The organism is Pseudomonas sp. IT-P176 (genome assembly GCF_949767245.1).
Taxonomy (GTDB): Bacteria; Pseudomonadota; Gammaproteobacteria; order Pseudomonadales; family Pseudomonadaceae; genus Aquipseudomonas.
This window is the reverse complement of the sequence record NZ_CATKPN010000072.1, coordinates 1-13135: the sequence shown is the minus strand read 5'-3', so window position 1 is coordinate 13135 and position 13135 is coordinate 1. Positions and strand designations below refer to the sequence as shown.

12 protein-coding genes are annotated in these 13135 nt (G+C 56.1%); 4 read left to right on the top strand and 8 right to left on the bottom strand.

What is annotated here, in order from left to right:
• Positions 1-77: 77 nt before the first annotated feature.
• The 6 genes from ACM6IP_RS20920 to ACM6IP_RS20895 form a co-directional block, all read right to left on the bottom strand.
• The gene (locus ACM6IP_RS20920) at positions 78-1406 is read right to left on the bottom strand and encodes an OprD family porin (protein ID WP_095165558.1); all 1329 of its coding nucleotides are present in this window, start codon (positions 1404-1406) and stop codon (positions 78-80) included.
• A gap of 107 nt (positions 1407-1513) precedes the next feature.
• Positions 1514-1909 carry a PPC domain-containing DNA-binding protein gene (locus ACM6IP_RS20915; RefSeq protein WP_159997157.1) on the bottom strand — a complete coding sequence of 132 codons (396 nt, stop codon included), beginning with the start codon at positions 1907-1909 and terminating at the stop codon, positions 1514-1516.
• Complete coding sequence (locus ACM6IP_RS20910; protein WP_095165562.1) at positions 1906-2457, bottom strand: hypothetical protein; 552 nt, start codon at positions 2455-2457, stop codon at positions 1906-1908. Before ACM6IP_RS20910 ends, ACM6IP_RS20915 begins: the two co-directional genes overlap by 4 nt.
• Positions 2457-4034, bottom strand: coding sequence for an acyl-CoA synthetase (locus tag ACM6IP_RS20905; RefSeq protein WP_414862204.1), 1578 nt, complete (start codon positions 4032-4034; stop codon positions 2457-2459). Before ACM6IP_RS20905 ends, ACM6IP_RS20910 begins: the two co-directional genes overlap by 1 nt.
• Positions 4031-5200: an acetyl-CoA acetyltransferase gene (locus ACM6IP_RS20900; protein WP_414862203.1), complete on the bottom strand. Its 1170-nt coding sequence runs from the start codon at positions 5198-5200 to the stop codon at positions 4031-4033. The genes ACM6IP_RS20905 and ACM6IP_RS20900 overlap by 4 nt, the downstream gene beginning before the upstream one ends.
• 208 nt (positions 5201-5408) lie before the next feature.
• The gene (locus tag ACM6IP_RS20895; protein ID WP_095165568.1) at positions 5409-6317 is read right to left on the bottom strand and encodes a LysR family transcriptional regulator; all 909 of its coding nucleotides are present in this window, start codon (positions 6315-6317) and stop codon (positions 5409-5411) included.
• A 152-nt stretch (positions 6318-6469) separates the two neighbouring features.
• Here ACM6IP_RS20895 and ACM6IP_RS20890 point away from each other — a divergent pair, with 152 nt between their 5' ends.
• The 4 genes from ACM6IP_RS20890 (at position 6470) to ACM6IP_RS20875 (ending at position 10546) form a co-directional block, all read left to right on the top strand.
• Positions 6470-7540, top strand: coding sequence for a sigma-54-dependent Fis family transcriptional regulator (locus tag ACM6IP_RS20890; protein WP_414862202.1), 1071 nt, complete (start codon positions 6470-6472; stop codon positions 7538-7540).
• A gap of 88 nt (positions 7541-7628) precedes the next feature.
• Positions 7629-8411 carry an SDR family NAD(P)-dependent oxidoreductase gene (locus ACM6IP_RS20885; RefSeq protein WP_095165572.1) on the top strand — a complete coding sequence of 261 codons (783 nt, stop codon included), beginning with the start codon at positions 7629-7631 and terminating at the stop codon, positions 8409-8411.
• Between the two features lie 857 nt (positions 8412-9268).
• Complete coding sequence (locus ACM6IP_RS20880) at positions 9269-9853, top strand: ComF family protein (protein WP_414862201.1); 585 nt, start codon at positions 9269-9271, stop codon at positions 9851-9853.
• Positions 9854-10546 (top strand): hypothetical protein, encoded by a 693-nt coding sequence (locus ACM6IP_RS20875; protein ID WP_414862200.1) that lies wholly within the window; start codon positions 9854-9856, stop codon positions 10544-10546.
• Between the two features lie 812 nt (positions 10547-11358).
• Here the strand turns inward: ACM6IP_RS20875 and ACM6IP_RS20870 are convergent.
• The gene (locus tag ACM6IP_RS20870; protein ID WP_414862199.1) at positions 11359-12534 is read right to left on the bottom strand and encodes a hypothetical protein; all 1176 of its coding nucleotides are present in this window, start codon (positions 12532-12534) and stop codon (positions 11359-11361) included.
• The coding region (locus ACM6IP_RS20865; protein WP_414862198.1) for a nucleoid-associated protein at positions 12524-13135 on the bottom strand (612 nt) is incomplete at its 5' end. The genes ACM6IP_RS20865 and ACM6IP_RS20870, both read right to left, overlap by 11 nt.

The window sequence follows — 13135 nt, the reverse complement described above, 5'->3', positions numbered from 1 at the left end:
CCGAAGAAATGGATCTGCAGGGCCGCCAACCCTACCGCCAACGGACAAGGGGCCCTGTTCAAGCGACCCCCACGGGATCAGAACAACGCCAGGGTGTAGTTGACCGACACGCGGTTCTGGTCCTGGGAATACTCGCTGGGCACACCGCTGCGCATCGTGCCGTTACGCCAGCTGAACCCGACGCCCTTGAAGGTGCCGCTCTGCACCACGTAATCCAGCGCCAGGTCACGCTCCCACTCTTTCTCGTCGGACCCGCTCGCCATGCGGATATGGGTGCCCTTGAGGTAGGTGACCGACGCCACCAGCCCTGGCACACCCAAGGAGGCGAAGTTGTAGCCGTATTGGCCGAAAGCCGTGCGCTCGCCGGCCCGGGTGAAGCTGGTGATCAGGCGGTCGGTGAACAGGTAGATACTGCTGCCGGCCGCACCTTCGTTGGTATTGCCCTGGTTGGCCTGGACAAAATTGCCGCTGTCGGAGACGTTCTGGTAACCGAGCAGGAAGGAGTTGCCACCCAGGGCGTAGGTGAACATCGCGCTCCAGGTGTCGTTGTCGATTTTGCCGGGGGTGTCCCCCAGGCCACTGACCCGGTACCCGGCAGCCCGACCCGAGGCAGTGTCGTTGCGGCCATCGGCGTCGGTCTTGAAGTAACGCAGGTCGGTGGTCAGCGACTGGCCTTCGCCCAAAGGCAGCACATGCACCAGGCCGCCGAAATGCTGCACGTAGTAGTCTTCCAACTGGGCTGCGTAGTATTGCAGGGTCAGTTGTTTGCTCAGCTTGTAGTCGGCACCGGCAAACAGGAACTCATTGCTTTGCTGGGTGCCACCGGCAACCGCGAGCCCCGAACTGTTGGTCGAACCGCGGCCGGTCGCATGTTCCAGGCGACCACCGAGCAAGGTCAGGTTGTCCACTTCCTTGGAGGTGATCATGCCGCCCTCGAAGGTTTGCGGCAGCACGCGACCATCGTTGGCCACCAGGATCGGCAACTTCGGCTGCAGGGTTCCGTAGCGGGCCTCGGTCTGGGAAAAACGCACCTTGCCGGTCAGGCCCAGTCGGCTCCAATCGTCCACGGCGCTGCCATCACTCTCATCCGGAATCATCGAGCTGCCGCGGTGATTGCCTTTGCCGCCATCCAGGCGCACCCCCTGCAAACCGAGCGCGTCGACACCAAAGCCGACGGTGCCGTCGGTGAAGCCGGACTTGTAATCGAGAAAGAAACCCTGCGCCCATTCGGCGGTCTTGCTTTGCCCGGCGGGACCGGCGCGATCGCGGTAGTCGTTGTTGAAGTAGTAGTTGCGAAACCCCAGGGTGGCCTTGCCGTCCTTGATGAAGTCAGCGTGGGCCAGGGGTGACAGGAGCACCCCGCTGGTGGCGAGCAAAGACAGGCGAACGAAAGGATTTATTGTCATTTTTGTTTCTCCTAATGGGGGCGGTCGACAATCCGGGGCGCGGGGCATGAAAGAGCCCCCGGCACCTGGCTTCGACTTTCTTGTTATGGCTATGGCGGGTGAAAGCGTCAGTCGGGCAGCCACTCTTGCAGCGTCAGCTCGACCGTGATGAAGGTGAGGTTTTTGCCGCGTTCCAGGCGGCCGGCGTACAGCTTGCCATCGGCATCGGCAACCACCGCCTGCAGGCGACTTGCACCGCTGAGGATTTCGCCGCTGACGCTAAGGATTTCCACCCCCGGGCCTGGAACATGGATCTGGATCATGCCCTCGCGACCCAGGTAGCTGAGTTGCCCGTCAATCAGACTGCCCAAGCCACCGCGAACCACCGCCAAATCAATGCCGTGCTCTTTGCACAGGGCCTCGGCGCTGTCGATAAGGTCTTCGTTGGGCTTGAGGCGGGCGATCACCAGACGGCCCAGGCGGCCGTCCTGGACCAGCGATTCTTCGGTTACGGCAACGCTCATGACAGCTCCTTGCGGACAGGATGCAGCAGGTTGAAATGGGTTTCTGCGTCAGGCTGTACCTGGTAGGCAACCTGGTCGAACAGGCACAGGCGAATCGTCAGTGGCTCGCTGCCGACAATCAGTTTGTCCAGCACCAGATGCCCGCCGTGCTGCTCGCCATCGCGGTCCAGGAAACCGGCATGGCAATGCAACAACGGCGCGCCCCGGGCGTCGCGCCCCACGGTGATGGCGCCGCTGATAAAGGTGATGTAGCCGTCCAGGACCACCGGCTGGCCGTAGTCATACGGACGCTCGGGCTGGTCGGTGACGATCATCCGGTGATAGCTCAGGTGTGCGGCACCGCCACACAGGATGCGCCCCACGGCGCTGCCGTAACGTCGACCTTCAAGCGCCTTGAGCACGCCTGCCGCGACGTTGCTCGCCAGGGGCAGGACGATGCGCAGCTCTTCGCAGCACGGTACTTCCAGGTCCAGCAGTCGCGGTGCCAGGGACGGCCCCTCGTGAATAAACGTGCGTACTCCGGCACGCTCAGCGAAATGCGGCGTCATCAGGCCACCTCCTGGCGTTCTTCGAGCAACGCGCGGATCTGCTTCTTGACGATCTTGCCGTAGCCCGACTTGGGCATTTCCTCCCAGCGCACAAAACGTTTGGGCCATTTATAGCGGGCGATTCGCGGCTCCAGATGGGCCAGCAGTTGTTCGTCGCTGACCTCGCCGGTGGTGACGATCACGGCATAGCCGGACTCGCCCCACTTCACGTCGGGCATGCCCAGTACGGCGGCTTCGGTCACCGCCGGATGGCTGAGCAGGGCCTCTTCGATCTCCCGCGGGTACACGTTGGAACCACCGGAAATGTACATATCCGACGCCCGCCCGGTGATGAACAGATAGCCGTGTTCATCCACATGACCAAGGTCGCCGGTGTGGAACCAGCCGAACTTGAAACAGCTCTCGTTGGCCTGAGGGTTGTTGTAGTAGCCGCTGAACACCGCCGGTCCGCGTACGCAGATTTCACCGTCGACTCCCGTGTCCAGTTCGTTGCCGGCCTCATCGAGAATCGCCACCTGCATGCCGGTGCGCGGGTAGCCGCAGCTACCGACCTTGGCATTCGGCGAGTCCTCGTTGTCGTGGCAATCGGCAGGCAGCACGGTGATGTTGCCCGTCACTTCACCCAGGCCGTAGTACTGCACCAGGACCTTGCCCAACTTGTCCAGGGCATGGCGCTGGTCGGCGCGATACATCGGCGCGCCCGCGTAGATCAGGTGGCGCAGGCTGCTGTGGTCGTAGCGGTCGACGGCCTCGCTTTCGGTGAGCATCTTGACGATGGTCGGCACGGTGAACAGGTTGTCCACGCGGTATTCCTGCACCAGGCGCCAGGCTTCGTCGCAGTCCAGTTTGTCGCTGGCCGGCAGGATGCAAGCAGCGCCCCGGGCGACGTTGACCAACGCATGGATGCCGGCGCCGTGGGACAGCGGGGCCAGGACTAGCGAACGCGAATGCTGATTCAGGCCCGGCATCAGGTCGGCGATATGGTTGGTGATGACAAACGCCATCTGACCGTGGGTCAGCACCCCGGCCTTGGGATGGCCAGTGGTGCCCGAGGTGTAGAAGAACCACAGCGGGTCGTGGTACTTCACTTCGGCCGCACGGAAGCTGGCCTGCAGCGCGCTGCCCTCCTTCAACAATTGCTCGTAGCCCAGTTCGCCGGCACGCGGCTGACCGATGGCGATCACCTGTTGCAGGCTCGGCGATGCCGCACGCACGGCGTCGACATAATGCTCCAGGCCTTCGTCATACAGCATCGCTACCGCGCCGCTGGAACTGCCCAGGTAGGCCGCTTCCGCCGGGGTGATCCGCACGTTGGTCGGCACCCACACGGCGCCCATGCGGAACGCGACCCAGGCACTCTCGAACAGCGGCAGGTTGTTGCGCGAATGCACCAGCAGCTTGTCGCCTTTACCCAGGCCGCGCGCGCGCAAGGCCGCAGCAACACTGTCGACCCGCCTGGAAATTTCTTGCCAGGAATGCTCACGACCGTCACGAATGAAACCCGGTGCATCCGGATAGCGACGCGCGACCTGGTTGAGCATTTCCCCCAGATTCATCACGTTGTCGATGCCCATCATTGCGCGCGCTCCAGAATGCTCACGTAGTTGGTCACAGCCGCGCCGCCCATGTTGAAGACACCGGCGCGATCGGCCTTGGGCAACTGCATGTAGCCGGCCTGGCCGCAGAGCTGCATGGCCGCCATCACGTGCATCGACACGCCGGTGGCACCGATGGGATGGCCCTTGGACTTGAGGCCGCCCGAGGGGTTGATCGGCAGGCGCCCGTCCTTGCGGCTGATGCCCTCGGCGATGACGCGCGCACCTTGACCCCGCTCGGCCAGGCCCATGGCTTCGTACTCCAGCAACTCGGCGATGGTGAAGCAGTCGTGGGTCTCGACCAGCGACAGGTCGGCCAGGCTCAACTCGGCCCGCTGCAGGGCCTGTTGCCAGGCGCGGGCGGCGCCTTCGAAGTAGGTGGGGTCGCGTTTGGACAGCGGCATGTAGTCGTTGACTTGCACCGCGGCACGGAAGCGCACGGCATGGCGGCGCTCACCTATCAGGTCCTCGCGGCTGATCACCAGGGCGGCCGCGCCATCAGTGATCAACGAGCAGTCGGTGCGTTTCAGTGGCCCGGCCACGAACGGGTTTTTTTCCGATGGCTGACGGCAGAACTCATAACCGAAATCCCGACGCATGTGGGCGTACGGGTTGAGCACGCCGTTGGCGTGGTTCTTGGCCGCAATCATCGCCAGCGCATCGGACTGGTCGCCGTAACGCTCGAAGTAGCTGTGGGCGATGTTGCCGAACACCCCGGCAAAGCCGCCCTCGATGTCGGCTTCTTCCTTGGCGTAGCAGCACTTGAGCAGGATCTTGCCCACCTCGGCGGTGGGCAGGGTATTCATCTTCTCGAAGCCCACTACCAGTGCGTGTTGGCTTTGGCCACTGAGGACGGCTTGCAGCGCCGAGTGGATCGCAGCGGAGCCGGTGGCACAGGCATTCTCCAGCCGAACCGAGGGCGTGAAGCGCAGTGCCTCAATGTGGTTGGCCAACAGGGACGAGGGAAAGTCCTGATACACAAAGCCGGCATTGAAGTGGCCAATGTGGATGGAGTCGATCTGCTGCGGCGCGATGTCGGCATGCGCCAATGCGCCAACGGCGGCCTCGGCCATCATCATCTCGGGATCGAGTTGGTCGAACTTACCGAATGGGGAGTGATACCAGCCTGTGATAACGGGCGATCGCATAAGGGGTTCCTTGCATGAATGGTGTTTGCAAGGGCGATAGCAAGAGCGGTGCCAAGGCTTGGCAAGGCCAGCGCAGGCCTTATGGAACGGGGCTTTGCGCGATAGTGGTCAGGCCCAGGCAGCTGTCGCCTGGACAGGGGTGGGAGACACTTGGGGAGACACGTGTCGCTTCAGTTGTATCGTCTGGGCCAGCCGATTTTTCCGCAGCTCACCCCGCTTGCGCCTCGCGAGTCACTTGCAGGCAAGCGTGCTCTGCGCTGTCGATGAAGGTGGCGATGCAGGGGTTGTGATTGTCGGCCTTCCACACCGCGACCACCTCAATGACCGGGGCATCGCGCAACGGTTTGAAGGTGGTGGTGGCCAGGCGCATGTTGCACATCGAGCGCGGCACGATCGCGATTCCCAAGCCTTCGCCCACCAGGTTGACGATGGTTTGCTGCATGTTGATTTCCAGCCCGATGTTCGGGGTGACACCGTGCTGCAGGCAGTAGTTGAAGATCATGTCGTGCAAGGCGGGAGCGATCCGTCGGGGCACGATGATGAAGGTTTCTCCGGCCAGCTCCCGAGGGTCGATCAGCGCCTGCTCGAGGAGCCGATGGCCCGGCGGCAGGACCACGGTCATTTCTTCGCGAAACAGCGTCACGGTTTCCAGCCCGGAGCAGTCCTGCGGGCGGTACATGATCGCCACGTCCTTGTTGCCGCTGCTGATGTCCTGGGCCAGGTCCAGGGGCAAGGTCTCGGTCAGCTTCAGGCTGACCTGGGGAAACTGCGCAGCGTAGCGCCGGGTAATCGCCGGCGTAACGCTGTAGGCCGTCGACATCATGAACCCCACCGACAACTCGCCCGCCGCCCCCCGCGCTGCGGCCAAGGCATTGCGCTTGGCCTGCTCGAACGCGGCAAACACCGTGCCGGTGTCCAGGTAAAAACGCTGGCCGGCTTCGGTGAGCTCCACCCGTCGCCGGGAACGATCAAACAGCCTGACCCCCAGTTCGTCTTCCAGCAAGGCGATCTGCCGTGACAGCGGCGGCTGCGAGATATGCAGGCGTTCGGCGGCACGACCGAAGTGCAGGGTTTCTGCCAGGGTGCGGAAATATTGCAGATGGCGGAGCTCAATCATGATGCTCTCAAAGGTATCAATAGATGATTTATTATGGATTGGAAAATATAAGTGTGCCTCGTTATTGTCATTCAACGCCATATCGACGGCTGCATCACAAGTGCGGTGAGTCGACATAGTCACGAGCTATACAATAATAAAAGGTGACGCTGATGCCTTCTGTACACGAAAACCCTTCGTTTACCCGAGCCCACACAACTTCCGCCTACCCTGAATGCGATATTGCCCACGACTCCGACCCCTACGTGCGCCAGGCCTTCCGCCGTGCACTGCGGCTCATGGAGCGCGGCATCGCGGTGCTGATCCAGGGCGAGACCGGGACTGGCAAAGAGGTCCTGGCCCGTGCACTGCACGAGCACAGTCAGCGCCACGCCGCGCAACTGGTCGCCCTCAACTGCGCCTCCATCCCCGAAACCCTGATCGAAAGCGAACTGTTCGGCTATGCCCGCGGTGCTTTCTCCGGTGCCCTGCCCGGCGGCAAGAAAGGCAAAGTGGCCCAGGCCGACGGCGGTACCTTGTTTCTCGATGAAATCGGCGACATGCCCTTCGAACAGCAGACCCGCCTACTGCGGGTCATCGCCGAACGCGAGATCACCCCGCTGGGTGCCGAACGCAGCGTGCCGGTGAACTTCGCCTTGATCTGCGCGACCCACCAATCACTGTCCGACCTGGTGGAAAACGGCCGCTTTCGCGAAGACCTGTTCTATCGCATTGCTACCGGCGTGGTGCAATTGCCGCCCCTGCGTGAGCGCACTGACCGGGCCGAACTGGTGTGCAGCATGGTCGACAACGAATTGCCCGGTTGCGACCCACGCCAGGTGATCAGTGCCGATGTCTGGCCCCTCCTGCTCGGCCATGCGTGGCCCGGCAACCTGCGGCAGATGCGCGCGGTTGTCCGCTACGCCTGCGCGGTCAAGGAAGGCGCGCGCATCCAGCGCTGTGACCTGCCCGCTGATTTCCTCGCCCAAGCCGGTGGTCAGCCTGGGCTGCCGGTCCGCGCCCAGGTGCAGAATGTCACGCCGATTCGCCCGAGCAGGCCCACCGCCGCCCCAGTGGGTGAGCGCGAGGACGTCCTCGGCGTGCTCATCGACTGCCGCTGGAACATGACCGCGGCGGCTCGCGCGCTGGGCATCTGCCGACCCTCGCTGTATCGCGTCCTGCGGCGGCTGGACATCGCGCCGCTGAAGAACCAGTTGGCGCTGGGCAGCTTCGCCCCTTCCTGACGGTTTACCCCCTGCTGTCCATCGAAAAGCCGGCCACTTCCCGTGTATCGGGAAGGCCGACCTGCGTCCAGATCAAGGAATAACAATAATGAATGCCTCAGCCAATTTTGCGCCGATCAGTTTTTCTCTCAAGGGCCGTAACGCACTGGTGACCGGCGCCGCACGCGGCATCGGCTATGCCATCGCCGTCGCCCTGGGCCAATGCGGCGCGCGGGTCGCCATCTGCGACCTCGACCACGACGCCGCAGAACGGGCCGCCGCCCAGTTGGGTGAGTTGGGCATCGATGCCATCGGCCTGGGTGTCGACGTTGCCGACGAGCAACAGGTGCAGGCAATGGTCAGCCAGGTAGGACTGGCGTTGGGCAGCATCGACATCCTGGTCAACAATGCCGGCATCGTCTCGACCTTGCCCCTGCTAGAAGTCAGCGCGGCAGAATGGAAGCGCGTCATGGCAATCGACCTCAACAGCGTTTTCTACTGCGCCAAAGCCGTACTCCCCGGCATGATGGCCCGCCGCTGCGGACGCATCATCAACATCGCCTCCGTCGCCGGCAAACGCGGCGGCGGCCTGCTGGGCAACAGTTGTTATGCCGCCGCCAAAGGCGGCGTAATCGCCCTGACCAAGGGCCTGGCCCGCGAGGCCGGCCCCTTCAACATCACCGCCAACGCCGTCTCCCCCGCCCTGACCGAAACCGACATGACCAGCACCCTGAGCACCGAAGCACGGGCCAAAGTACTGGCAGACATGCCACTGGGACGCGCCGGAACCCCCCGCGACATCGCCGCCGCCGTGTGCTTCCTGGCATCGGATGCGGCGAGTTTTGTTACTGGGGAAATTATGGATGTGGATGGGGGGTATATGCGGGATTAGGGAAAGGCCCAGGTGGGCGTGACAACGCTAGTGCGACAGCGCACGCTGACCTGCCCGCATTCCCATTTTGTTCCCATATGGTCTTTTTCCAGACGCCAAAAACCACAACCCCCGACTTTCTCTTGGAAAGTCGGGGGTTTGTGTTTGTAGAATGTGGCGGTGAAGGAGATAGTGGAGAAGTACACCGATTGGTGCGCGACGAAATCGCCACTCCGGCAGCCCGTAAGGCCGCCATGGCAAGATTTTCTCCGCTAAAAGAGTCAGATCGGAGTCGGAATGGACACTATCGCGGCGTTGAGAAATGGTTTTCAACCAGAGTTTCTGCATCAGAACGCAGTCGACGGCCCATCCAGAGTACGACCACAACAGGGTAGGCATTCCAGTAGCCGACTCATATCCCAGCTTACTGACATTGAAACGACCACTTCCGCCTCGGTGAACGGGTGGCAAGGAAGGTAGCTTTCTCAATCTTAAATGAGAGGTACTCCAAAATCAGTATTTACCCTATGAGCAGTAACCGCAACACCGTGGCCAGAACCTCCTGCAGGGGCCCATAACGGGGAGATTTTGACCGGAGATAAATGCTCAAGCCCGGCGCAGCTCGTTAAACACGTAGGCTGGTCGGAGTTTCCGAGACGTGTAAAAGACGACGATAAGGCCTATCTCATCAAACTAGTCTTCGATAAGCTGTAGGACATGTGAAGCGCTCTAGTTACGTAGCGCACTGACGGTACTGCCAAGAGTATCAGTGCAAGCTTTCGGAGAATGGCAAGATCTAGGGGTTGGTTGGAAAAAATCTAGTAAGAAGCACTGATAGAAATTTAGTGTGTAAATTCAGACAGCCAAGGAAGAAGAGCATGGTAATTCGAGAGATACCTACTAACGGCGCATGGGATCAAGCGGTGAGCCTCGACAAGCACATTGTCCGCTCCGTACCGATTGGTAAAAACGAACAAGGATATATGCAGTTTGATACAGAAAGAACAGAAATTGGCGAAGCCGTTTTTCAACTAAAGTATCGCTTAGACTTCAGCAAAGTTGAATACCTAGCCAAACAAATAGTATACGCATTAACCAGCAACAACTTCCCAAAAATTGAAGTCGTTATACCTATGCCTGCGAGCAAAGCTCGCACTAAGCAACCCGTTACAGAAATCGCTCGAAAAGTTGCAGAGCTACTGAATATTGATTTCAACGAACAAACTTTAGAAAAAATAAAACCTACTGGCGCGATGAAGGATCTAGAAACATATGCCGAGCGCGTTGCTGCTTTGGCCGGATGCTTTGAGGTTCGAGACGCGATGAGTAAAGGACCGTGGAATGCGCTTGTGATAGATGATCTATATGATACAGGTGCGTCTTTAGAAGCTGCATGTTTTACTTTGCGAAAATACGGTAACATAAGAAACATCTCTGCCATCGCCATAACTCGGAGACACTAAATGTCAACGGTATTTATTTCGGGCTCCATTAAAATAAAGAGCCTTGACAATAAGGTAAAATCAAGACTTAACAATGTAATTTCATCCGGCCTAAATGTGCTTGTTGGCGACGCCGGCGGGGTTGATAAATCTGTCCAGCAGTATTTCAAAGAAAAGTATTTTTCGACAGTAACTGTATACTGCACTGGCAGCTCTCCTCGAAATAACGATGGCGCATGGCCGGTGGTTAATGTTGAACCTCCTGTAAAGACAAAGTCGAGAGCCTATTTTACAGCGAAAGATTTAAAAATGGCTGACGACTCCGATTTCGGACTCATGATTTGGGATTGTAAAAGCACTGGCACTTTAAGCAATGTCATCGAACTATTAAAACAACGGAAAAAGTCCGTCGTTTATGTCTCCTCAAAAAAAGCCTTTCTTAATATAACCACGGTCTCCGACCTAAAGCAATTAATCATGCAGATGGATAATGAATCCTTAATTGAGGCGGAAAAAAAAATATCCCTCAGCAAGAAAATTGAAATTCTCTCCGAAGGGCACTTCTTGGATTATCCCGAGATAGAAAGGACCAAGATTCTCGATAAGATAAAAGAGCATCAGGATGTGATTACTGGTCATCAGCGAGCGATTGTGGAATTACAGGCTCAACTCGACGAGTTGAGTTCACCAATGGACGACTTGTTCGTAAATTAGTCCGTTAACACTCATCGTACTCTTTTGAGTCTAAAATCGTGTCCTAACTGGCAATACCACGTGGACGTCACCCTTACGGACAGGTCGAGGATCGCAGTGTTAATTTGGCTTCGCACCCCGACTACCTACTATATGGTATATGGCGTGAGGTCTTGGTTCGAGCACTTCACCTCCTCGATCCAGTGTCGGCGCGCAGATTTGTTGCCTCATTTACTGCGCAGGGGGCTTACTGCTTCCCCTGCGTTTTCGTAAGGTTTCACCGGATTACCTCCCCCCAATCATTCACCTGCAGTATCTGTGTCTGAATGGGTGCCAGTTCGTTCGCCGCACGGATCTGCATCTCCACTGTGATCGATCCAAAGCACCCTACATTCTGCGGCACAATTTCAATCAATTGCAGCCGTATCAATAGTCTAGCTCAATTCATTCGGCGTCTTTTTCTTGATCTAGTTGAATTCATTTTTTGGCGATGCCTCGCTGACTAGGATCATATGAATTGCGTCTTGCTTGCCGATGAGGGAGTAAACAAATAACCTGCGACAGTTCCCATGCCTCTTCGAATCCTTGAGCACCTTGCGCAATACGTCGATGTCGATCTGCGCGCATCGATCATGCAAATAAGAAAGTCAGTCTGACTTATTACCACGACCAGAAGACAGGCAATGAAAAGACCATAATAGCTTAAGACCTACTCACACTTAGACGGCTTAAATGGCTATATGTTTATGAAAAACCTGCGAAGCGTACTTTCGACCGAGAGCGCAAGAACATGAAGTTATAAAATATGCGACCAACAAACACACATCGTACATCTATGAAAAAAACACATCAAACCAAGGCCGCGTATGCACAACATAAAAAATAAATGAAACAGCAACGACTAAAACAGTCAAAACAGAAACTAAAAATATCGCACAAAACTGAAAAGTTAGTCGAGAGCAAATCCCTCTGAACACTCCCTCATAAGCATCAGGAGCTGTTTCAAAGCGTTTTTCAAAAATCTTCCGCTGACGTTTAACGTCAGCCTCTATGGTATTTAATGTTAACTTCTGATTAAGTAACAACCCACCTAATAACAGACAAAAAATTATCGCACCAAACAATATAACGGTATTTATAGCAAACTGCGAATCCAAACTGTTGGTTTTTTTAATCTGACTCAAAGCCACAAAAGTAGCAATAGGAATACCAAGAAGCTGCGTTTGAATTTCGGATATAACCTTATGCAATCTTGAAGTCGTCTCCAGCTTAAAAGCGTGCACCTCCTCTTTAGCCTTTTCATAAGTAAAGTCAGTTGAAAATAAATTATATCCAACCTGAGCCTTTTGATATAGATCATCTGCACTCTTGACCAAAAATGCAAACCGCTCACTTGGTGGCAATGACTGAGTTAACTCAATTACAGTTTGCGCCAAAAGTGAGCTTTTTTGTGCCGCATGGAGTTTACCACTCATTAAAATATGCAAATTCTCTAATGCACCTACATCAAACTCCAGAACATCGCCACACGAGTACTTCAGCGGAATTTCAAACCTGCCATCCTTGTAGAAAATTAACGCCTCTGCCTTTTCATCTAGATAATAAGCACTCTCTTTTAATACATCAATAAATCGCAGCACGGACCTGTAGCTTTCAACAACCGCAGGAGCAATTGCATCCTTTGAGTAAAAATTAGAGTCCGTTAGAAAAAAATGACTCTTCTCCTTTAATACAGTTCCAGCCTTCGATAAATAATCAGAAAAATCACTAGCCAATATCCCCAGACCCAGCCTTGGGGAATTGACGTGAATTTCAATAACAGCCCCTTCAACTATTGCAGTGCTATCGCCTGCATATGAAAACCCCGAATCTGGGAGCGCCTCATCATCATCAAGAATTAGAATTAAACTATTTTTTATTTCTTGCGTTACGCACATGGAATATCTAGAGCCCTGCAACGACTGCATGGCTTTATATATTGGCAACAGGTGTGCAAATTCAAGCCTCATCGTCTTCGTCGTCTCTGTGCTCTTTCATCATCCGTTCAAGCAGATCAGCAGGTAAATGCGTGATCGTCAAGGAACGCTTATCCTTATCAAACTGTATTTCCTTACTTTCTAAAGCCAACCTATCAAAGTCCAGTCGCCAATGCTTCGACTTACCACTAAACTTAACCAATCTATTTAAAGACCGTTTATCTGGAACAAAACCGTCTGAAATATTCGTATTAGATTCTGAAATCACTGCTACTAGTTCCTCAGGAGCCTCAGGCCACAACTCATTTGAAAACGGCTCAAGCTCAAACGGACGATCAGTGTCAGCGTATCCCTTACAAATAGTATAGGCCTTACGAAGAAACTCACTTTTAACTTCATCAGGCATTTCTTTGGATTCAGCAAACAGTTCCAAAACCTGAGTGAGGTTTTTAGTTTCCGCAGCTGCCGCAACAGAATTATTGCACCCTAAAAACGCTTTAAAGAAACCCGAAACCTTATCTTGCCCTTTCCCCTTTAGAAAACTCAAGTATGTTTCAGACTTCGCCTGCCACTTCGTAATATTTATACGACCCGCCAAACGAAATCCTTTTATATCCAAATGCGTCGAATCAAC

Coding starts and splice junctions, on each gene's coding strand:
- ACM6IP_RS20895 (WP_095165568.1), bottom strand. CDS start 6,317: ATGATTGAGCTCCGCCATCTGCAATATTTCCGCACCCTGGCAGAAACC.
- ACM6IP_RS20915 (WP_159997157.1), bottom strand. CDS start 1,909: ATGAGCGTTGCCGTAACCGAAGAATCGCTGGTCCAGGACGGCCGCCTG.
- ACM6IP_RS20900 (WP_414862203.1), bottom strand. CDS start 5,200: ATGCGATCGCCCGTTATCACAGGCTGGTATCACTCCCCATTCGGTAAG.
- ACM6IP_RS20875 (WP_414862200.1), top strand. CDS start 9,854: ATGTCAACGGTATTTATTTCGGGCTCCATTAAAATAAAGAGCCTTGAC.
- ACM6IP_RS20905 (WP_414862204.1), bottom strand. CDS start 4,034: ATGATGGGCATCGACAACGTGATGAATCTGGGGGAAATGCTCAACCAG.
- ACM6IP_RS20880 (WP_414862201.1), top strand. CDS start 9,269: ATGGTAATTCGAGAGATACCTACTAACGGCGCATGGGATCAAGCGGTG.
- ACM6IP_RS20920 (WP_095165558.1), bottom strand. CDS start 1,406: ATGACAATAAATCCTTTCGTTCGCCTGTCTTTGCTCGCCACCAGCGGG.
- ACM6IP_RS20870 (WP_414862199.1), bottom strand. CDS start 12,534: ATGAGGCTTGAATTTGCACACCTGTTGCCAATATATAAAGCCATGCAG.
- ACM6IP_RS20885 (WP_095165572.1), top strand. CDS start 7,629: ATGAATGCCTCAGCCAATTTTGCGCCGATCAGTTTTTCTCTCAAGGGC.
- ACM6IP_RS20890 (WP_414862202.1), top strand. CDS start 6,470: ATGCCTTCTGTACACGAAAACCCTTCGTTTACCCGAGCCCACACAACT.
- ACM6IP_RS20910 (WP_095165562.1), bottom strand. CDS start 2,457: ATGACGCCGCATTTCGCTGAGCGTGCCGGAGTACGCACGTTTATTCAC.